General features: G+C 54.5%; 17 protein-coding genes. 10 read left to right on the forward strand and 7 right to left on the reverse strand.

What is annotated here, in order from left to right; genetic code table 11:
• Positions 1–157: 157 nt before the first annotated feature.
• Both HFP08_RS13850 and HFP08_RS13855 read right to left on the reverse strand, forming a co-directional pair.
• Positions 158–1,153: a pectinesterase family protein gene (locus tag HFP08_RS13850; RefSeq protein WP_168121187.1), complete on the reverse strand. Its 996-nt coding sequence runs from the start codon at positions 1,151–1,153 to the stop codon at positions 158–160.
• Positions 1,107–2,702, reverse strand: a complete 1,596-nt coding sequence (locus HFP08_RS13855) for a glycoside hydrolase family 43 protein (RefSeq protein ID WP_168121188.1) — start codon at positions 2,700–2,702, stop codon at positions 1,107–1,109. The genes HFP08_RS13850 and HFP08_RS13855 overlap by 47 nt, the downstream gene beginning before the upstream one ends.
• 196 nt (positions 2,703–2,898) lie before the next feature.
• Here HFP08_RS13855 and HFP08_RS13860 point away from each other — a divergent pair, with 196 nt between their 5' ends.
• From HFP08_RS13860 to HFP08_RS13880, 5 genes are all read left to right on the forward strand, one after another.
• Positions 2,899–5,160, forward strand: coding sequence for an AraC family transcriptional regulator (locus HFP08_RS13860; protein WP_168121189.1), 2,262 nt, complete (start codon positions 2,899–2,901; stop codon positions 5,158–5,160).
• Positions 5,161–5,518: 358 nt separating this feature from the next.
• Positions 5,519–6,475, forward strand: coding sequence for an ABC transporter permease (locus HFP08_RS13865; protein WP_168121190.1), 957 nt, complete (start codon positions 5,519–5,521; stop codon positions 6,473–6,475).
• A 12-nt stretch (positions 6,476–6,487) separates the two neighbouring features.
• Positions 6,488–7,372, forward strand: coding sequence for a carbohydrate ABC transporter permease (locus HFP08_RS13870; RefSeq protein WP_168121191.1), 885 nt, complete (start codon positions 6,488–6,490; stop codon positions 7,370–7,372).
• Between the two features lie 123 nt (positions 7,373–7,495).
• Positions 7,496–9,019, forward strand: coding sequence for a DUF3502 domain-containing protein (locus HFP08_RS13875; protein WP_168121192.1), 1,524 nt, complete (start codon positions 7,496–7,498; stop codon positions 9,017–9,019).
• 92 nt (positions 9,020–9,111) lie between these two features.
• Positions 9,112–9,954 (forward strand): AraC family transcriptional regulator, encoded by an 843-nt coding sequence (locus tag HFP08_RS13880; RefSeq protein WP_168121193.1) that lies wholly within the window; start codon positions 9,112–9,114, stop codon positions 9,952–9,954.
• Positions 9,955–10,075: 121 nt separating this feature from the next.
• Here HFP08_RS13880 and HFP08_RS13885 read toward each other — a convergent pair whose 3' ends face one another.
• Positions 10,076–10,930, reverse strand: a complete 855-nt coding sequence (locus tag HFP08_RS13885; protein ID WP_168121194.1) for an NAD-dependent epimerase/dehydratase family protein — start codon at positions 10,928–10,930, stop codon at positions 10,076–10,078.
• A 21-nt stretch (positions 10,931–10,951) separates the two neighbouring features.
• On the reverse strand, positions 10,952–11,890 hold the full coding sequence (locus HFP08_RS13890; protein ID WP_168121195.1) for an aldo/keto reductase family protein: 939 nt from the start codon (positions 11,888–11,890) through the stop codon (positions 10,952–10,954).
• A gap of 247 nt (positions 11,891–12,137) precedes the next feature.
• Here HFP08_RS13890 and HFP08_RS13895 point away from each other — a divergent pair, with 247 nt between their 5' ends.
• From HFP08_RS13895 to HFP08_RS13915, 5 genes are all read left to right on the forward strand, one after another.
• Positions 12,138–12,470, forward strand: coding sequence for a winged helix-turn-helix transcriptional regulator (locus HFP08_RS13895; RefSeq protein WP_168121196.1), 333 nt, complete (start codon positions 12,138–12,140; stop codon positions 12,468–12,470).
• 221 nt (positions 12,471–12,691) lie between these two features.
• Entirely contained in the window at positions 12,692–15,052 is a 2,361-nt protein-coding gene (locus HFP08_RS13900) for an FdhF/YdeP family oxidoreductase (RefSeq protein WP_168121197.1), read from the forward strand.
• 134 nt (positions 15,053–15,186) lie between these two features.
• The gene (fdhD, locus tag HFP08_RS13905) at positions 15,187–15,975 is read left to right on the forward strand and encodes a formate dehydrogenase accessory sulfurtransferase FdhD (protein ID WP_168121299.1); all 789 of its coding nucleotides are present in this window, start codon (positions 15,187–15,189) and stop codon (positions 15,973–15,975) included.
• A 180-nt stretch (positions 15,976–16,155) separates the two neighbouring features.
• Complete coding sequence (locus HFP08_RS13910; protein WP_168121198.1) at positions 16,156–17,574, forward strand: PepSY-associated TM helix domain-containing protein; 1,419 nt, start codon at positions 16,156–16,158, stop codon at positions 17,572–17,574.
• A 19-nt stretch (positions 17,575–17,593) separates the two neighbouring features.
• Positions 17,594–18,094 (forward strand): FixH family protein, encoded by a 501-nt coding sequence (locus HFP08_RS13915; RefSeq protein ID WP_168121199.1) that lies wholly within the window; start codon positions 17,594–17,596, stop codon positions 18,092–18,094.
• Between the two features lie 123 nt (positions 18,095–18,217).
• Here the strand turns inward: HFP08_RS13915 and HFP08_RS13920 are convergent, their stop codons facing one another.
• The 3 genes from HFP08_RS13920 to HFP08_RS13930 are packed head-to-tail and all read right to left on the reverse strand — an operon-like array spanning position 18,218 to position 20,329.
• Positions 18,218–18,940, reverse strand: a complete 723-nt coding sequence (locus tag HFP08_RS13920) for an ABC transporter ATP-binding protein (protein WP_168121200.1) — start codon at positions 18,938–18,940, stop codon at positions 18,218–18,220.
• Positions 18,933–19,757, reverse strand: a complete 825-nt coding sequence (locus tag HFP08_RS13925) for an ABC transporter permease (protein ID WP_168121201.1) — start codon at positions 19,755–19,757, stop codon at positions 18,933–18,935. The genes HFP08_RS13920 and HFP08_RS13925 overlap by 8 nt, the downstream gene beginning before the upstream one ends.
• Positions 19,754–20,329, reverse strand: a complete 576-nt coding sequence (locus HFP08_RS13930; RefSeq protein ID WP_240941384.1) for a nitrous oxide reductase accessory protein NosL — start codon at positions 20,327–20,329, stop codon at positions 19,754–19,756. Before HFP08_RS13930 ends, HFP08_RS13925 begins: the two co-directional genes overlap by 4 nt.
• Positions 20,330–20,340 lie beyond the last annotated feature (11 nt).

Below are 20,340 nucleotides of genomic sequence, written 5' to 3' on the forward strand. Positions count from 1 at the left end.
GAAAACACAAGTGTTTTACCCAAAATAAGGACTGTGGTGTCCGTGAAAATTGTGAATTTCCATTTTCCATTTTCCAGCTTAACAGAGGCTCTGGTGTCCGTTTGAGTTAGTCGAACCACTACTATTCACAGCTAATTGACAACCGCAATTCAATTCATTAGTACCCTTCGGGATGCCAGCCGTCGAAAATATGAATAACGCGATAATCCTTCGCCTCTTCAGCGGACAGCTCCCGCGACCAGACTGCGCGCGCGTCGGCATTCGCTCCCGGTCCAGTGCTGCCGTATTCCTCGTAGCGACTTGTCGACTCGCGGTCTGGCTGTCCCCAATTATGCCAGCCTTCCCCGGTAATGGAAGCATCCATCGAGGTGCGGATGAAGGCCACGCTGGCGAAGGGCCGCCAGGGCCGTCCGAGATAGACATCCGTCACGCCCTCGCCTCCCGTAATCTCGCAATCGAGGAACACATAGCCGAATGCCGCCTCTTGCGGCGTTGAAGCCGCCGTAATATATCCTCGCGAGCGCTTGTTATGCAGATGGCAGCGATCGAACACGGCGGTCGCCGCCCCGAAAATATAATCGACATCGCCTTCGATATAGCATTCGTGATAGAATTGCTTGCCCTTGCCCGTGTACAAGGTATCCTGATCGCCAAGCAGCTTGACTCGCCGGAATACGGCGCGGTCCCCGTCGACGAACGCGGCGACCGCCTGTCCTGTGCCGGGTCCCGAAGCATTGCGAATCGTAACGTTCTCCGCCGTGAACGCGTGCGCGAACACGTTCAGCGTGCCCGTCCGGAACGTGCCCAGCGGCTCGCCGTCGGCTCCAAGCGTATGAGCGTTGTCCGACCAGCTCAAAATAGTTCCTTCGCGGTCGTCGCCCAGCAAGAGAATCGGAGGCGCGCCAGCCGGAATCGTCACCTTCTCCTCGTATACACCCGGCTTAATGCGAATGGTCACGGTCTCCTTGCAAGCCGCCGGAATCGCATCGACGGCATCCTGAAGCCGATGGAAATCCGCCTTGTCATTCGCATCTGCAGCTACCGTTATCAGCATGGCTCCTCCCCCTTCCGCCACATCACTCTTCATTTCATTAGCTTTCGCATCCTTATTCCTCATGGCCGTCGCCTTCTCGTTCGTCGTCGATTCCCTCATAACTGAACCACTCGAAATCGGCGTAACCCCCACTGTTCTCGCTCTCGCAAGCGGCATACATCCCCATGTACGCGCCGGTGAAGCCTCCGGCCAAATCCGTGCTGAGAATCGTGCCATCCGCATCCCCATCAAGCGTCATCCACTCCTGGGATTCCCGCTCGCGCCAGTAGAAGCCGTAATGCTGACCATGCGCCTCGGCTCTGAGAAGCAAGCCCTGTCCGCCGAACGGGCAGGAGGCCAGCACAGTCTCTTCGCCGCCCTTCCGCTGCGTCAGCCGAATTTCCTTCATGCCTTCGAAGCTTCCATACTCAAGCCGGAACTGAAAATCCGCATTTTGCAGCAAGACAAGCCCTGCCTTGTCGCCCGCTTCCTTCGGCTCGAAGCAAAGCGCCGTCTCTGCGCGAAAGCTCTTATGCTGCTGTCTCCGCCCGACGAAGGATGGATTCTCCAGAGCGGCGATCGACGCCGCCCTCAATTGCAGACGCAGAGCGCCAGGCCTCTCTGTCAAGCTCCAGAAGGCCTCGCGCGGCGTGCGGAGGAAATTCCAGATCGGCGCCAGCTCCCGCTGATCGAAATCATCGCGAATCGGAAGCTCCGGCCAAATCATCTCCGGCAAATCCGGCGCATCGCCTTCTTCTTCCACAATACCCTTGCCGGGGCTTACCACCGGCCATTCGCCCTCCCATCGAACGGGAACCAGGAACGTCTCTCGTCCCAAATTGCGATAGTAACCGCCATAAGGCCGGGATGCCAGACAGACCATCCACCAATCGCCCTTCTGCGTTTCGATCAACTCACCGTGACCAACGTTGACAATGCCATAATCTCGTCCCAAATGACGATGCGTCAGAATCGGGTTAGCCTTATATCCCTCGTAGGGCCCGGCGGGCGATTTGCTGCGGGCGATCGTTATCGCATGCGTATGGCCGGTGCCGCCTTCCGCAATCATCACGTAGTACCATTCCCCGATTTTGTACAGATGAGGCCCTTCCTGCGCGTGGCCGACCTTAAGCGCGCCTTGCCAAATGCTATGCTTCGGCCCGACGAGCTTGCCGCTCGCCAAATCAAGCTCCTGCAGCCAAATATCCATATGCTTCGGATATTGCTGACCCTCCGGAGGCACGCGGTTGCCCGTATAATACACGGTCCCGTCTTCATCGAAGAACAGCGACGGGTCAATGCCCGGCGCATCCTCCAGCCAGATCGGCTCGGACCATGGACCCGAAGGATCGCTCGCGGTTACATAGAAGTTATGGCATTGCTTCTCGTTGTCGACGAAGGTTGTAATCATATAATAGATGCCGCCGTGATAACGAAGCGTTGGCGCCCATATGCCCATGGACGGCTTGATGCCGTCCAGATTGAGCTGCGACGGCCGATCCAGCACATGGCCGAGCTGCCGCCAGTGGACGAGATCCTTGCTATGGAATATAGGCACGCCCGGAAAAAACTCGAAGCTCGAAGTCACAAGATAATAGTCATCGCCTACGCGTATAGCAGACGGATCGGGATAGAAGCCCGTCAATATCGGATTTTGAAACCTGCGCATCATTCAGCCTCCCAGTATTCATAAAGTGTAAGCTTATTCAAGTATAGTTGAAGCAAATCGCACAAAGTTGACACATCCTTGCTTGCTTTTCCGTTTTTTATATCTACTTGCTTTCCAGGCAAGCCCCGACTCCCCATGCTGTTAACTTTGCCATTAAATTTGTGTATAGTATTGAACATACAGGGGGGCGATGACGATGAGGGGAGCAAGGTTGCTAAAAATCAGATTTTTCATGAGTCTCACCTTGATCTCGATTTGTTCGGTGCTCGTGCTTGCCAGCGCATTGTTCGTCTGGTTTCGCGGGAAAACGATCGAGAATGTCAATCAGGTGAATGAAAGCGTTCTCCAAAATACAGAAACCGTATTCGCCAAATACATTGAATTGGCGCAGAATTACACCATGGATTTCTACCGCAATCCCAACATCAACACCGTAATGCAAAGCGGCGACAACAGTTGGAGCGATCAGCTCTACAGCGCGCTCAGCCAAATAAAGGGCACTCTGACGGTCAATCCCTTTCTCGAAAACGCGTATATTATGGGTCAGGCGGGGCCCGTGCTGATGTTCGAGAACAATCCTCTGGACGCATCGACAAAGCAGGATCTCTATGAACGCGTCCGCGACAGCGTCATCAAGCAGTCCCCATATCTGTGGACCGCAACCCTGAACAACGGCGACAAGCAAAATCTGATGACCGTCTTCTATAATGACCGTGCCTTTGACAGCAGCGAATATATCGGCGCGATCGCGATGACGATCAATCCCAGAAAGCTGCAAGAAAATGTGTTCGGAAGCGGCGGAGACGACAATACCCGCTACGGGGTGCTGAGTGCCGACGGGGATGTTCTTATGCAAAGCGGAGCTGCCGGCGCGACATTCGAACCAGCCATGCTTGAGAAGATTATCGGCGGAAGCGAGAACTCCGGCACGCTCGTATGGAAGCCCGACAACGGAGACAAGAAGCTGATCACATACCGTAAGGCGAAGCTCGTCGGGCTCTGGTTTCTGTCCGAAACGTCGTACAGGGACAGCATTCGCGATATTTCGAACGCCTTGACCTTCATCATCGTGATCTGTCTTGCTCTCATTGCCGCGGCTTCCGGCATCGCCGCCTTCGTCTCGCATCGCATGTACAAGCCGATCGGCACCTTGTTCGGCAACATTCGGAATTTAACCGGCGACGCGGCTCCCTTCGCGCAGAACGGCGGGTTCGATGAAGCCAACCGGGAGCTGGAGAGAATTGCTGGACGGTTCGGGGAGCTTAAGCGCGAGAACGAGGACAGCGCACTGCTGCGCTGGCTGACCTCGCCCTATCATTCCGGCGAGCATCTGCCCTCAGCTCTGCCTTCGAAGAATATGTCCTCCGGGGAAACGTTTTTTTGCGTTGCAGCTATGGGACTGCAGAGACTGAACGAGGAAAACGGGCTTTCAGACGAAGAATGGATGCAAAAGATGAGGGGTTTGCCGCAGGAGATGGAACGACTGTTCAATGGAAAAGCGGCGTGTCGCGGTTATTTCCCGCATTCGGAGGCTGCCGTATTAATTGTCAGCGAGACGGAGGCCGGCAGCTTCGGCGAGGATGGCTTGTCGCGTGATCTTTGGGAGCAGCTCGTTGAAGCCATGCAAGCATGGCCCGTCGCTTCCTGCTCAATCGGAGTCAGTCGGCTGTCCGCCGATTCGAAGCTGCTTAAGGAGCTCTATGACGAAGCCAATGACTGCATGCGGCATTTGAAGTTTCAACCTCGCGCTTCCATTATTCTAATGGAAGATACGCTTCATCTGAAGGACAGCGCAATATCCGACAGCTCCCTTAACGCCGTGCTCCAATCCGTCAAGAATGGCGAATATGAGCTAATTCCTCCCGCAATAGAAGACTTTCTGGAAGCTGCCGGAGGGTTTCAAGTGAAGCAGGCGACAATCGCCGTTGCCAGACTCGCCTCGGAGCTGGGCAAAATCGGCGAGACCAGGCTGCCTAACCCGGCGGCGCCTCATTCGGATTTTCTGGAATGGTATCAGCGTATATGGCTGATCTCGGACTTTGAAGCGCTCCAGCAATGGTTGGAGCAGCTCAGTCTGGACGCCTGCGAGAGACTGAAGGAGATGAATACCGCCGAAACCCGTGACATCGCGGGAGAAGCCATGGCCTATATACGCAAGAACTTCAGCGATCCATCGCTCTCCTTGAACGGACTGGCCGAGATGCTGGCGATCAGTCCTCCTTATCTCAGCCGACTCATTACGGAGGCTACCGACAGCAGCTTTCCCGAATTCATACATCTGGTCAGGCTGGAGCATGCGCGGGAGCTTCTCGCCACGAATGCGGAACTTGATATCAAGAGCGTCGCCGAACAATGCGGTTACAGCAGCAGCACTTATTTCACCACGCTGTTCAGAAAGCGATACGGCGTGACGCCGTCGAAATGGCGCTTGAACCACATCTTGCAGAAGAGCGATTGAGCGAAAACAACCGACGGCGAACATAGAAAATGCAAACGTTAGAAAATCCCGGCGCCGACTATTAGCGACGGGGCATTTGTTTAGCCGCAAGCGCACACGCGCTTGCGGCTTTTTTCGCGCTTCATTCTCCCGCATCCCTTGTTTTATCGCCTTTTTCACGCTCGATTTAAGCGATTTCATTTTTTTAAAGCCGCCTTCGCAAGTAGAATTTAAGCGATTTCATTTCTTTTTGATTGCGCTTACATTCCGGGGCAGACTATGCTGATTACAGGCATAAGAAACTGCTGCCCGGCAGCTTTTCGATAGGAAATGCAGCCGTTTTGCGGCAAACCTACAGATCTTTAAGGAGTGAATTCAGATGTCAGAAGAAGCGTTACAGCGGTCCAGTCCACCCAGACGCAAAAGCAGGCTTCAATCGCTGCGAAACGACAGCTCATTGTTTTTGCTGGCCCTGCCCGGCGTGATCGTACTGATCTTGTTCGCCTACTTGCCCATGAGCGGCCTCATTCTCGTATTCAAAAACTACAATTACAACGGCGGCATCTTCGGCAGCCCCTGGGCGGGCTTCGATAATTTCGACTTTTTCTTCTCCAGCATGGACAGCGCGATCCGCGCCACGCGCAACACGGTCATGCTCAATGTGCTGTATATGCTGACAGGCACGTTCTTCTCGGTGGCCATCGCCATTATATTGAACGAGCTGAGAAGCAAATGGTTCATCAAGATTACGCAGAGCGTCATGTTTTTCCCTTATTTCATTTCGTGGATCGTCATCGGCGCCATCCTGTTCTCACTGCTCGACTATGACAAAGGCTTGCTCAATCGGATGTTCGAGCCCTTGGGCCTGCAAGCTGTCGACTGGTATTCGAATCCCTGGCTGTTCGTCGTCATTCTGGTCATCGCGAATATATGGAAGAGCGCGGGCTACGGCGCCATTATCTATTACGCGGTGCTTCAAGGCATCGACACTTCCTACTACGAGGCTGCCCGAATCGACGGCGCTTCCCGAATGCAGCTTATTACGCGAATTACTTTGCCATTGCTCATTCCGTCCATCATCCTGCTTACGCTTCTCGGTATCGGCGGCATGCTGAAAGGGGATCTCAGCATGATTATGGGAGTCACATTCTTGAACCCGCTGCTGCTGCCAACGACCGATATCATCGACGTCTATGTGTACCGTACGGCAATTCGTTCCGGCGAATTCGGCTTTGCTTCGGCCATTACGCTGTATCAATCCGTATTCGGATTCCTGCTCGTCCTGATCGCCAACAAGCTTGCCGGCTGGTATGACAAAGAAAGCAAACTATTCTAGGAGACATGCGACATGGCCAAACAAGAAAATCGAATGCTTATCGTTCTGTTCTATATTTGCATCGGGATATTCGCGCTGATCTGCCTGACTCCGTTCGTGCTGGCCGTCTCCGGCTCGCTCTCGACGGAATCGAAGCTCGCGGCTGAAGGCTATTCCTTCCTGCCTCGCGGCTTCAGCCTCGATACGTACAAATTCATGTTCGACTCGAAGGCCGAGCAGATCTTTCATGCTTACTTGACCTCCGTCACCGTCACCGGGCTCGGCACGGCATGCGCGGTGCTCGTCACGACGGCATACGCTTACGTCATTACCGCCAAGGGCTTCCGCTACCGCAATTTCTTCGCGTTCCTCGCGTACTTCACCATGCTGTTCAGCGGGGGCACGCTGCCTTGGTACATTCTGTGCACCAAATATTATCATTTGGACGACACGCTTGTCGGCTTGTTCGTTCCTTATCTGCTTAACGTGTTTCTTATGTATCTGCAGGCCAATTATTTCAAGAGCATTCCGCATGAGGTTATTGAATCGGCGCAAATCGACGGGGCCGGCCATTTCCGAATCTTCTTCCGGATCATGCTGCCGCTTGGCCAGGTCGGACTCGTTACCATCTCGTTGTTCTACGCGCTTCAGTTCTGGAACGACTTCTACTTGTCGCTGCTTCTCATTACGGACGAGCGTCTGTACACGATTCAGTACATGATGTACTACATGATGGCCAATATTCAATATCTCGCGTCCGGCAACAGCGCTCAGATTGGCGGCGTCGTAATCGCTCCGCCGCTCGAAACGGCCAAGATGGCGATGACCTGCCTGACCGTGCTGCCGATTGCGATTCTGTATCCGTTCCTGCAGCGCTATTTCGTCAGGGGCATCATTGTCGGCTCCGTGAAGGGATAAAGCGGCAGTTCAGTATCCCAGGTTGTACATGGTATGATAGAACAAACTCTCATGAACATCGACGGGCGCGTTCTATCCCGCCATTGAACAATAAATCATTAGAAAATACAGGAGGGTTTACGCATGTTCAAGAAACAAGTATGGGCAAGTCTGTTCCTCGCAACGATGGTTCTTCTCGCCGCCTGCAGCAACAATAGCGGTAACAGCGGCAATTCTGATTCGGCGACAGGGAACACTGACAAGGGCAGCAATGAAAGCGCTAGCAGCGAGCTGGAGCCGGCCAAGCTCAAGATCGTTCTCTACGGCGACGAATCGCAGCGAATGAAGGAGCTGTCCAAAACCGAATTCAATGCGATTGTCAAAAAAGAAATCAACGCCGAGGTTGAATTTCAGTTTATCCCCTGGACGGAATACGGAGGAGGGAAAACCGACCTGATGCTCTCGACCGGCGAGGACTTCGCGACCTATACCGATACGAACTATATGGTGAAATCCGTCGCCAAAGGACTCTATGCGGATCTGACGCCTTACATGGGAAGCGCCGCTGCGGATATGAAGAAAACAGTGGATGAAAATTCGTTCAAAGCGTTCCAGATCGGCGGCAAACAATATGCCATACCGGTAGGCAACAAGCCGAACTCTGGGGAATTCTACAGCGCGCTGGTGCGTCAGGATTTGCTCGAAGAGGTCGGCATGAGCGGCATTTCCTCCCTGGCGGAGCTGGAGCAATTTTACGATAAGGTTCATGCCGCGCACCCCGAGCTGATCGGCTACGCGAGCACGGACGCGCGCAGAATGCTCATGTATGAATATACGGACAAAAATCTCTACTGGCAGAACGATTTCTTGGCGATCGACGAATCAGAGGACAATGATCAGATCATCAGTTGGTTCGAGAGCGACGAGTTCAAAGCATACGCGCAAATCATGCGGGATTGGTACAAGAAGGGCATCATTCCGAAATACGCCGCTACCAATTCGCCTCAGCTGCAATCCGACTGGAACTCCGGCAAAGCGATGTTCTGGGCTGGAACGGCAGCACGTCCGTTCGAAGGCGCCGCTACGATCTCGCAGGCCGTTCCTACAGCCAAGCTCGCCAACTATTTCCTGAGCAAGGATTTGCCGAAAATCAGCCGCGGCACGTACAGCACGGCCTGGTTCGTATCCGCGAACGCCAAGGATCCGGAGCGTTACGTGATGTTCTTCAATCTGCTGCAGAAAAACCAGGAGCTGTACGATCTCTTCGCCTACGGCATCAAGGACACAGACTATACACTCGATGAGAACGGTCGCTTGACGCGCATCAATAGCGATTCCCTCATTCCCGACTGGCTGCTGATGAACAAAAACTTTATGCGCTTCGACAACACCGTTTCGGACGAATTCATCGAGCAGTACAAGGCATGGGACGACGAAGCGATTATATCCAAAGGAGCCGGCTTCAATTTCGACAATTCGCCGGTCAAGAACGAGGAAACCAAAATCAACGGCGTGTTCTCCGAATTCCTGGCTCCGATCGCCAGCGGCTTCCTCGATTACGACGATAACTTTCCGAAAGCGCTGGAGAAATTGAAAGCGGCGGGCTTCGAGACGTATATCGCGGAATATCAGAAGCAATTCTCCGAATGGTACGCCGCCAAGCAATAATTGAAAAGAGGCGAAGCAGAGCTGTCATACGAGCTCTGTTTCGCCTCTAATTCCATCAATCTATTCCACATTCCCAGAGGAGGCGCATGATGATGCACGACCATATTGGCAAGAAGCGCGAAGCCGGAAACGGTGCATTCTCGATACAACGAATGAGGCGTTCCAATTCCTCGGCAATGCCCCATGCCCACTCCCATTCCTTCTATGAGCTCTATTGCTTGCTGGAGGGCGAGCGGGTCTATCTCATGAATGGAGAGGTGTATACGGCGGAGAAAGGCGATGTTGTCATCGTCGTTCCGCATGACTTGCATTCCACCGCGAGCTCTCAGTTGGGGCATTTCGAAAGAGTGCTCATTCATTTCCATCCTGAATTCCTCGGCGCTGCCGATCAGGGCATTCTGCAACTGCCGCTCTTCCAGAAATCGACCTTGCTGCGCGCGCCAAGCAAGGAACTGCCCGAAATTGAGCGCATTCTCACGCAAATGATCGCGGAATGCAAGGAAGAGCAGCCTCTCTATTCCAATTATGTGCGCCATCAGCTCTTCGAGCTGTTGATTCGGCTGCATCGAATTCACGATGTGGCTCCCCGAACCAGAGAATCGATTCATCCCATGCATCAGAAGGTAGCGGAGATTACAACCTACATCCACGCTCACTACCAGGAAGCGCTGACGCTGGAGGAGCTCGCCAGGCAATTCTTTATAAGTCCCGCTTATCTCAGCCGCGTCTTCTTGAAGCTGACCGGCTGCCATATTAGCGAATATGTGCGCATCGTCCGCATTCAGGAGGCGCAGAAGCTGCTTCGGACGACGCGCCGCAAGGTTCAGGTCATCGCAGAGCAGGTTGGATTCGAGCATATTTCCCATTTCAACAAGACCTTCAAGAAGGTCGCGGGACTGCCGCCGGTGCGCTATCGGCAATCGCATTATGAATAATAATCCCGATACCGATACGCCGCGCTTGCTTCAATCAATAGCTGCGGATGCCGCTCCGTTAAGACGGAGAAGGCAACCATTATCGTCAAGCAACAGCCTGGGAACGTGAGTGCCGGGCTTGTTAATCCCCGATTCCCACATAATCGCGCCATGCATGCTTCGGCTGCCAGCCAAGAAGCTTCTTCGCCTTCTCGTTGCTCAGCAACGATTCGAAGCCGCCGAGAGGCGCACGGAAATCGGTCACGTCCGGATAACGCGCCGAGAGCAAATCTCTGCTCTTCACCGCCATGGACGTATCATCCGCTGCCAGATTAAGAGCCACGCTTCCGAGACCATCGGCCTCAATCGCCAATCTGCATGCTTCTGCCGCGTCTCGCGTATCAATATAGCTCCATAAGATACGGTCGCGCTGCTCCGGGTGATGAATGAACTCCGGGAACTTCTCGTAGCGCTCGGGAGGAATGACATTCCCGAGACGGAAGGAGACCACCTGCATGCCCGTGCGCCTGTGAATCATATCCGCCGTTTGCTCGTTCACGATTTTGGACAAGCCGTAGCTGTCCTCGGGAAGCTGCGGATGCGCTTCGTCCACCGGCACGTATTGCGGAGCGAACCTCTCCTTCGCGAACACGATGCCATAGGAGGATTCGCTCGATGCGATAACCGCCTTGCGAATGCCGAGTCCCCCTGCCGCCTCCAGCACATTATAAGTCGACATGACATTATTCTGGAACGTCACTTCATTCGGATGCGAATACGCAACCGGAATCGCGCCCATATGAACGACGGCGTCGGCTCCGGCAAGCACGCCGTAGACCTCGCCCAAATTCGTCAAGTCCGTAATGATGGTTCGACAGAGAGGCTCCTCCGGAAGCCTCGCATCCGCGTTCACAACCTCATATCCCTGCTCTGCAAAATGCTTCACAACCCAGCGGCCCAGCATTCCGCTGCCGCCGGTAACGACTACCTTAGTCATGATGTTGACCGCTCCTTCTCATTATGCCAAAATTTGCTCGATCTGCTCCAGCACATCTCCGCCAAGCTCCACGCCGGACGCCTTCGCGTTCTCCTCCACCTGCTGCGGACGGCTTGCGCCGACAAGCGCGCTTGATACATTCGGCTGTCTCAGAATCCAGGAGAGTGCCAACTGACCGACAGTGATATCAAGCTCTGACGCAATCTTGGCAAGCTGCTTCACCTTCGCAACTTTCTCTTCCGTCACATGCTTGCGCATGCCCTCCAGCTTCGCCGCTCTGCTGTCCTCGGGAATGGCGTCAGCCGCACTGTATTTGCCGGTCAGCAAGCCTTGCGCCAGCGGAGAGAAAACGACCTGTCCCATGCCGCCGCGCTCGCCGTAAGGAATAACCTCCTTCTCGATATAGCGGTTGAACATATTATAGACCGGTTGATTCACGATGATTCGATCGAGAAGATAACGGTCCGCGATTGCGTGCGCCTCCGCCATCTGGGACGCCGTCCACTCGCTGACGCCGACATACAGCACCTTGCCTTGGCGCACAAGATCGTCAAGCGCTCTCAACGTTTCCTGCAGCGGTGTATTCGGATCGTAGCGATGGCAATAATAGAGGTCGATATAATCCGCCTCAAGACGCTTCAAGCTGGCTTCGCACTGCTCCATAATATGCTTGCGGGACAAGCCCCGATCATTAGGGCCGTCGCCCATGGCATTGAACACTTTCGTCGCCAGAACGTAAGATTCCCTCGGGAACGCTTTCAACGCTTTGCCCATAAGAACCTCGGCTTTGCCTCGCTCGTACACATTCGCCGTATCGAAGAAATTAATGCCGAGCCCATAGGCCGTTTGAATCGATTTCATCGCGTTCTCTTGCTCGACGTATCCGCCGTATGTCAACCAGCTTCCCAGACTAATCTCGCTTACCTTCACACCCGTGCCGCCCATATTCCGATATTTCATCTGTGTTCATCTCCTCTTTGATTTGATGACAATGGTTTCAGCCCGATTGCATTCCATGCCGCGAGCCTCCCTTCTATTGTAGAGAACCATGAGCCTATATGAAAGTAGTGAAATTATTATCACTTTATTATAGAAGAGATAGCTACTATACTATTAGTAAGTACAATCAAGTCGCAAACGCTGTCGATGAAGCGTAACAGGCAGTCTTTGACACGAACTCATTTCGATAAACGGAGGAATATTGACAATGAATTCCAGCAATTATATTCCGAAGGAACCTGTAACCATCGCCTGCAATATTGAGAAAACGCTCGAAGTGCTAGGAGGAAAGTGGGCGTTCCTCGTGCTGCGCGAGCTGTTCTGCGGCACCAAGCGCTTCGGCGAGCTGCAGCGCGCCATTCCCGCCATCAGTCCGCGAGCGCTGACAAGCACGCTGCGCCATCTGGAAGGAATGGGCGTTCTCGAGCGAGAAGTGTTCCCGACCGTTCCCGTCACCGTGGAATACACGCTGACGCCGAAAGGCCAGGATCTGCATCAGATATTGAAGGAAATGAAGCTCTGGGCGGCGAAGTGGACCTAAGGAGGACAAAGCTCGGCGTCGGACTGTCCGGAACAAAGTTGCAACGCTGGTTTCCTGCGTTGCGGCTCCGACCCGGAAGGTTTAAGGTCTGTACAGGTCGAATTTGTCCCTTACAGATACACTCCAGTCTACCCGAAGGCGAAGACAAATCGCCCCCCCACGGCAGTATCGCTGTGAAGAATGAATGCTGCATATTTTCAAGCAGGACAGGAGGTCTAACCATGGGAAGAACGAAGCATTCCGGTCCGGTGAAGCTCCCGCTGAAGCCCGATCCGGGCTCTTGGGTCAGCGCCGTTCCGTTCGGTCTGGGCAAAGTGAAACCGAAGCATATACGTGATACGATGAAGGCCGCTTGGGAGAATCGGGATAATCTCCCTTATGCCTATCGCATTCTCACCCAAGGCGTCTGCGACGGCTGCGCCCTCGGCGTATCCGGTCTCTACGACCGCACGCTGACAGGACCGCATCTGTGCACGACGAGACTTAACGTTCTCCGGCTGAACACGATGTCCGCCATTGATAAGGCTGCGCTTCATGCCGACATCGACGACTTGCGCAAGCTCGACAGCACGGAGCTGCGCAAGCTCGGCCGCATTCCCTATCCGTTGATTCGGCGCAAGGAGGATCGCAGCTTCTCGCGCCTGAGCTGGGATGAAGCGCTCGGCATCATCGCCGCCAAGATCAACGCCATAGACCCGAAGCAGCTCGCCTTCTATCTCACCGCGCGCGGCATTACGAACGAATCGTATTACGCCGCCGCCAAGGTTGCCAGACTGCTCGGAACGAACAACATCGACAACGCCTCGCGCATCTGTCATTCGCCATCGAAGACAGCCATGAAGCGTTCTCTCGGCGTCGGCGCTTCCACGATCAGCTACAAGGACTGGATTGGAACCGATGTGCTGCTTTTCTGGGGCAGCGTCGCGGCGAACAATCAGCCCGTCTCTACCAAATACATGTACGCGGCGAAGCGCAAGGGGACGAAAATCATTTGCATCAACCCCTATCACGAGCCGTCCATGGACCGTTATTGGATTCCATCCATACCTGAATCTGCCTTGTTCGGAACGAAGCTGTGCGATGATTTCTATCAAGTGAATATCGGCGGCGACATCGCCTTCATGAACGGCATCATGAAGATCTGGGCCGAGATGGAGCAAGCGGAGCCAGGTTCAGCCATTGATCACGCATTCGTGAAAGCGCATACGACTGGATATGTTCAGCTCAGAGAGCATGTGCAGACGCTGGAATGGCCGGAGCTCGAGCGCTCCTCCGGCTTGACGAGAGAGCGCATCTCCGAGCTTGCCAAGCTGCTTGCTTCCGCCAAATCCGCCGTCTTCGTCTGGAGCATGGGACTTACGCAGCATCGCTTCGCCACGGACAACATCTCTCAAGTGGCGAATCTTGCGCTGCTGCGGGGCTTCCTTGGCAGGGAACATTGCGGGCTCATGCCCATTCGCGGACATTCCGGCGTGCAGGGCTCCGGCGAGATGGGCGCAGATCCCTTCTCGCTGCCGGGCGGCGAATTTAAAGGAGCGGATATTCCGCGCATCGAGAAGCTGTGGGGCTTCGAGCTCCCGAGCTGGCAGGGAGATACAGTAGGCGTCAGCTTGGAGAACGCTCTGCTGCCCACGGCGCATGAGCGGAAGCTGAAGCTGTTCTACACCTCGGGCGGCAATTTCCTCGAGACGATGCCCGATCCCGAATTTGTTCGCCAATGTCTGGAGAGCGTTGCCATTCGCGTGCATCAGGATATTATCCTGAACACCTCCACGCTCGCGGACGCTGGAGAGGCCGTCATTGTTCTGCCAGCCATGACGCGTTACGAGCAGCCGGGCGGCGGCACGTCGACCTCGACGGAGCGCATGGTCTATTTCTCGCCGGAGATCGAAAGAACTGGCGGCGGCATTGGGGAAGCCCGGGCCGAATGGCAGATCTATCGGGAGCTCGCCATGAAGGCGAGGCCCGAGCTTCTTCCTCTCATCGGATTGCAAAGCGCCGCCGCGATCAGGGAAGAAATCGCCCTTGCCGCGACGAATTACAACGGCATTCAGCATCTGACGAAGCGCGGCGACTTCTTCCAATGGGGCGGAGCCTGGCTTTGCGAGGACGGCATCTGTCCGACGGAGGACGGACGCGGACGTCTCCTTTCCATCGAATTGCCGGAGCGGCGGGGGCTTGAGGGACAATTCCGCATCACGACGCGCCGAGGCAAGCAATTCAACTCGATGATCTACAGCGACAGAGATCCGTTCAACGACGCCCGCCGCGACGATATTCTGCTGCATCCCGAGGATGCCGCTAAGCTGAAAGTGGATGACGGAGAATTCATCGTTATCTTCAACAAGCATGGCATGCTGCGCGGCAAAGCCAAATATGCGAATGTGAAGCCTGGCAATATCGAGGTGCATTGGCCGGAAGGCAATGCGCTTATCCCAAAGGGAATCTACGAGCCCTATGCGGCAATTCCCGAATATCAGGCGACCGCGCTCGTAGAGAAGGCCGTAACCTTCTTCGCCCGCAAGGATGCGAAGTATGCGGAGAAGCGAATCGAAGAACTGGATATCGAAACGAGCGATTGACCCCTATGCGCACGTATGCGCGGACGTACAAAGCGTGGCAACAGCGCGAACCGGTCAATGACGAAGGAGGACGAAGCATGAACCGTTCAAAACAACCGCGTGATTCGGCGGAGAATCGGGAGGGCGGCGAGTTCTTGGCCGCCTTCTCTGTCAAACGAAATATTCTGAAATTCACGAACGGAAAGCTCCTTGAACAGGAGGACGATATTGCCTCCGAATTCGCGCTCACCATCGTTGTCAACCGCGAGGAATTCGCAACGATCGTGTGTACGCCAACCCACCTCGAAGAGCTGGTAGTCGGTTTTCTGGCATCGGAAGGCGTCATTCGCCGCGCCGAAGAGATTGTCTCGATCAGAATTGTTCAGGAGCGAGGCTTCGCATACATCGAGCTCACTCATCCCTATGACAACTCAGACATGCTGCACTCCAAGCGCTTCATCGGCTCCTGCTGCGGGAAGAGCCGACAATTCTACCTGCAGAGCGATGTGAGAACCGCGAAGACGATTATGACGCGCGAGCAAGTCAGTATACGCTCCTGCATAGGGTTAATGGCGCAACTGCAAGCCTCCTCGCCTGAATTTAGGCTAACCGGAGGCATGCATAACGCCGCGCTCTGCGCCTCGGAGCAATTAATCTCGGTCCGCTCGGACATCGGCAGGCATAACGCGCTCGACAAGCTGTTCGGATATGCGCTCCTCCATAAGATGCCAATGCGCGGCAAGGTGCTCGCCTTCAGCGGCCGGCTATCGTCCGAGGTGCTGCTGAAGGCGGCGAAGATCGGCGTCGGCGTCATTCTGTCCAAGTCGGCGCCGACCGCCCTTGCTCTCGACCTCGCCGATGAGCTCGGCATTACCGCCATCGGCTTCATCCGCAACGACGAGTGCAATATCTACACGCATCCGGAGCGGATTTTGCTGCCCTAGGGCTTGTTTGCAAACACGCCTTAGCATTCCCTTCCCGCTCCCTCTGCCCTTACTGCCAGCTCCCTATGCCATTCATTCACAGATTGGACACCCCAATAGCTCTAACGAGTCATAGCCATTTCTCCTGACGCCGCTATAATAGAAAACGTATTCACAATCACAGGCTTTGGAGGACATGGAATGAACGAATTGCCCTTGGAACAAACCAACCCCGCAAGTCAAGCTCCAAGCGAGAAACGATCGACGTCAAAGCTCCGGCGGAGCATGTACCAATCCGTTTGGCGATGGCATTTTTACGCTGGAATCATCTTTGCTCCGTTCCTCATTATTCTGGCTTTCAGCGGAAGCATGTATTTATTCAAACCGCAAATCGAAGGGTATCTGTACAAGGATCTCCTGACCGTACGCGAGGTCGGCAGCACGCCTATGTCGCCTGACGCGGTTATCGGCAAGACGGAGAAGGCCTATCCCGGCACAGCAATCTCATCCATTACGCTTCCTGACAACGCAGGCTCCAGCTATAAGCTCACCGGCATGCAGGAAGGCGTATCGAAGACCTTGTACGTCGATCCCTATACGGGACATCTTCTCGGAACGCTGGACAGCAGCAAGACCTTCTCCGCCTTCTTCAAAAAGATGCACAGCGAGCTGCTCGTTGGCGGCACCTTGGCAAACCGTTTGGTTGAGCTAGCCGCATGCTGGGCGATCATCCTGCTGTTAACGGGACTTTTCCTCTGGTGGCCGAGGAATCGGGCTTCCCTGTGGGGAACGATTCTTCCCCGCTTCAGCAAACCGGGCAGCCGGCAATTCTGGCGAGATCTTCATGCGGTTCCCGCTTTCTGGATCTCGTTGCTGCTGCTCTTGATTATTCTGGCGGGTTTGCCCTGGTCTGGCGTTCTGGGACCGCGAATCGACAAGCTCGCCAATGAGACGAACACGAATGCTCCAGCCTATGCCTACAGCTTCGGAGCCAAGCCGGAATCGGTTACAGTCGCGCAAGACATTGCGGAAGATCTGCCTTGGGCAGCGGAGAATCTGCCCGTGCCGCTGTCGGCTGTCGGCGGCTACTTGACGCTTGGTGTAGATGAAATCGAGCGGATTGCGAGCGACAAGGAAGTGCTGAAGCCTTATACCATTACTTTGCCAAGCGGAGAAACAGGCGTATTCACCGTATCCACCGTTCACGATACGCCCGGCAAAAACGCGACGCTTCATCTGGATCAGTACAGCGGCGCGGTATTGACCGATGTCCGATTCGCCGATTACGGCATTATGGCCAAGCTCATTTCTTACGGCATCGCCTTCCATGAAGGCCATTTATTCGGATTAGCCAATCAATTGCTTGGCTTAATCGCTTGCCTCGGCTTAATTCTGGTGGCGATCAGCTCTTATGTGATGTGGCGCAAGAGAAAACCCTCCGGCAGCCTTGGCTCTCCCGCGAAAGCCAGGAATTCGAAAATTACAATTGGCGTGCTCGTCATTATGCTCATCTGCGGAGCTGTCATGCCGCTGGTCGGACTATCCATCCTGGCCGTGCTCGCGCTTGACCTGATCATCTTGCGAAGAATCAAGCCGCTCCGGCATTGGTTCTCCATTTAAGTCAAAGGAGTCTATGGACATGTTGAAATCGCACAAACGCATCACGATACCTTCCGCGCTGCTTATGCTCGGCATCATGCTCGTCCTTGGAGGCTGCGCCATGACGGAGAAGCCTGCCGTGGATAACGGCCTCCCACCGCATATTTCCGTTCAGCTCCATCTTCCAGAGGCAGATGCCGTGGAGAGCGGAAGGGAAGGCGTCTATTCCATTGAGGCTTCAAAGAACGGACAGCCGTTGGAGGACGCCGAGACAGCTGAATTCATCATTTGGCAGGAGGAGCATCCCGAGAAGAAGACGATTATTCCAGCCACAGAGACATCTCCCGGCGTATACACCGCTGCGCACGCCATTGAGGAAGATGGCCTGTATATCGTGAAGTCGCATCTGGTTGCTGATGGAGATCAAGTGATGCCTGCCAAACGGATGGCTGTCGGCTCTGACGCCGTTACCCGATTGGCGCAGCTGCAGGCAAATCCGGACGAGGCAGTTGAAGCCGACGAGGCCGGCCACCATCATTAGATTGTTGAAGGCTGACTCATCTTCATTCAGCTTCCGTTGCTTCATTCTATCGCAAAAAAAACAACCACTTCGGCAGCCGCTGAAGTGGTTGTTCCATATGTCTGCAATATGTTTGCGATACGCTTACGAGCTATACCATTCCGAGAACGCCGCCTCAAGCCCCTTCCCTCGCTTGCCAAGCTGCTCTCTGACTTCATCCGCCGTGCCCTCAAGCTCGATGCGTCCGCCTCGGAGCAAGGCCACCCGATCCGCCAGCGCTTCCGCCATTTGAAGCTGATGCGTGGAGAACAGAACCGTCTGGCCGTCCGCCGCCAGCCTCCGAACTCTTGCCATAAAGGTATCCATCCAGTACGGATCCAGTCCATTCGTCGGCTCATCCATCAGAACAAGGGGAGGCTTTGCGAGCAGCGCCTGCGCGAACATGACACGCTGCCTCATGCCCTTCGAGAAGGAAGCCACAGCCTTCTTGCCTGTATCCTCCAGTCCGACCTCTACGAGCGCTTCCTTCGCTCTCGACTTCGGTAGACCCCGGAGCGAAGCCCAGAATGCGAGCGTTTCGTAAGCGGTAAGTCCGGCCGTGAACTGGAAATCATCCGGCATATAGCCGATTTGCTCCGCATAACGCCGAGGTTGCCGCTTCCAATCGAGCCGATTGACGGAGATGGATCCGCTGTCAGGCCGATAGACGCCCGCAATCATTTTCAGAATCGTGCTCTTGCCTGCCCCGTTCCCGCCCAGAAGCGCTACAATCTCCCCTTGCTCGACTTGAAAATCAAGCCCGTCAATAACAACCTGCTTCTTCATGACCTTCCCGACCTTCTCCAGCTTAAGACAGGGCTCAGACATGGGATCTCCTCCTTCTTTGCCAGATGAGCAGCGACAGGAGATACAGTGCGCCGATCCATACGATTGACACCAGGAAATAACCCCAGACGCCGCCAGGCTGCTTGATCCAATTCACCCATTCATAATATTCAGGCCCCAGAATCGAGCCTCCTCCGAGCTTAATCACCGTGAACAATCTGGCGAGCTCGGCCGGATTGACGAAGACCAGCGCGGAAATCGCCGGTTTGATCGCATAATAGGGCAAGAAGCCCAGCGCCGCAATCAAGAGCGGCGGCCAGCCGATAATCGCGAAGAACCAAATCGCCACATCGATGGTGAGCGCCTGCCAACGGTTTCTCGCCAACGTCCCGACCAGCATCGCAATCGCCAGGAAGAAGAGAACGATGCTGCAAGAGAAGAACAGCAGCACCATATACGTATGAAAGTCAAAGCCCGCGCTTGCGAGCCAGCCAGCCGCTCCTGTTATGCCGAAGCCCAGCGTTACAATAACGAGCAGCACAATGGCAACGCCCGCATATTTTCCCGCGAGAAAAGCTGGCGTACTAAGCGGATAAGTCGACAACAGCGCCCAGCTTCCCTCTTCCTTCTCTGCCGTCAGGGAGAAGGAGCCCAGCAATAGCGTCATGAGCGGCAGCAAGTACAGAATCAGATTGAGCATGGTGCCTGTCATCCCGGAGTAGCCCTCCGTGTAGCCTTGCGCTTGAATAAGCAGCAAGCACAGCATGAATAAAGCAAAAAGGGCCATGAAGGAATAGGCCCATGGATTGCGAAATCCGACTTTCAACTCGCGATTGGCGATATGGTAAATTTGTCTCACGACTGAGCTTCCCCGTTATTCATGTCTCCCATTTTGTCCATCTCTCCCGTGGACTTGTCTCCCATGTCATGCATTTCTTCATTATGCTTCTCCATCGTCTCCATATCCATCATATCCCGATTCACATCCCAGCTATGCTTCGCAAGATCATCGGCAGACATAACAACGCCCTTTCCTTGCTCGCTGACGTAAGCCTTCGCCGACTCTTCATTCGCGAAAGAGATTACACCGTAAGCCATCGGCGTCTTGAAATCCGCATCATACGCATAATAAGAGGTTTCATATTTGACCCAGCTATTCGTATTATGATCTCTGACAAACTCCGCCCCGATATTCTCGTTCCCGTTCTCCACCGTCCATTCATGCATGCAGCCGATATCGTCGAACTTCAGAGATTGGCCGTCCTTCGTAATAATTTGAGTCGCATAAGCGTCGTCCTTCACGGACATATTGCATTTCACGCAAATATCCGTTGCCTCATTGATTTCCTCCGGCTTGTATTCCTTCTCTCCGCAGGCAGCCGTCAACACGGCAATCAGAACAATCAACGACAATACCGCGCTTAACTTCATTACATATCCTC

Source organism: Paenibacillus sp. HB172176, assembly GCF_011947265.1.
Taxonomy (GTDB): Bacteria; Bacillota; Bacilli; order Paenibacillales; family Paenibacillaceae; genus Pristimantibacillus.

Bases quoted from the DNA above. Each gene is read 5' to 3' on its own strand.
- HFP08_RS13850 (WP_168121187.1), bottom strand. From the start codon at position 1,153: ATGAGGGAATCGACGACGAACGAGAAGGCGACGGCCATGAGGAATAAG.
- HFP08_RS13855 (WP_168121188.1), bottom strand. From the start codon at position 2,702: ATGCGCAGGTTTCAAAATCCGATATTGACGGGCTTCTATCCCGATCCG.
- HFP08_RS13860 (WP_168121189.1), top strand. From the start codon at position 2,899: ATGAGGGGAGCAAGGTTGCTAAAAATCAGATTTTTCATGAGTCTCACC.
- HFP08_RS13865 (WP_168121190.1), top strand. From the start codon at position 5,519: ATGTCAGAAGAAGCGTTACAGCGGTCCAGTCCACCCAGACGCAAAAGC.
- HFP08_RS13870 (WP_168121191.1), top strand. From the start codon at position 6,488: ATGGCCAAACAAGAAAATCGAATGCTTATCGTTCTGTTCTATATTTGC.
- HFP08_RS13875 (WP_168121192.1), top strand. From the start codon at position 7,496: ATGTTCAAGAAACAAGTATGGGCAAGTCTGTTCCTCGCAACGATGGTT.
- HFP08_RS13880 (WP_168121193.1), top strand. From the start codon at position 9,112: ATGCACGACCATATTGGCAAGAAGCGCGAAGCCGGAAACGGTGCATTC.
- HFP08_RS13885 (WP_168121194.1), bottom strand. From the start codon at position 10,930: ATGACTAAGGTAGTCGTTACCGGCGGCAGCGGAATGCTGGGCCGCTGG.
- HFP08_RS13890 (WP_168121195.1), bottom strand. From the start codon at position 11,890: ATGAAATATCGGAATATGGGCGGCACGGGTGTGAAGGTAAGCGAGATT.
- HFP08_RS13895 (WP_168121196.1), top strand. From the start codon at position 12,138: ATGAATTCCAGCAATTATATTCCGAAGGAACCTGTAACCATCGCCTGC.
- HFP08_RS13900 (WP_168121197.1), top strand. From the start codon at position 12,692: ATGGGAAGAACGAAGCATTCCGGTCCGGTGAAGCTCCCGCTGAAGCCC.
- HFP08_RS13910 (WP_168121198.1), top strand. From the start codon at position 16,156: ATGAACGAATTGCCCTTGGAACAAACCAACCCCGCAAGTCAAGCTCCA.
- HFP08_RS13915 (WP_168121199.1), top strand. From the start codon at position 17,594: ATGTTGAAATCGCACAAACGCATCACGATACCTTCCGCGCTGCTTATG.
- HFP08_RS13920 (WP_168121200.1), bottom strand. From the start codon at position 18,940: ATGTCTGAGCCCTGTCTTAAGCTGGAGAAGGTCGGGAAGGTCATGAAG.
- HFP08_RS13930 (WP_240941384.1), bottom strand. From the start codon at position 20,329: ATGAAGTTAAGCGCGGTATTGTCGTTGATTGTTCTGATTGCCGTGTTG.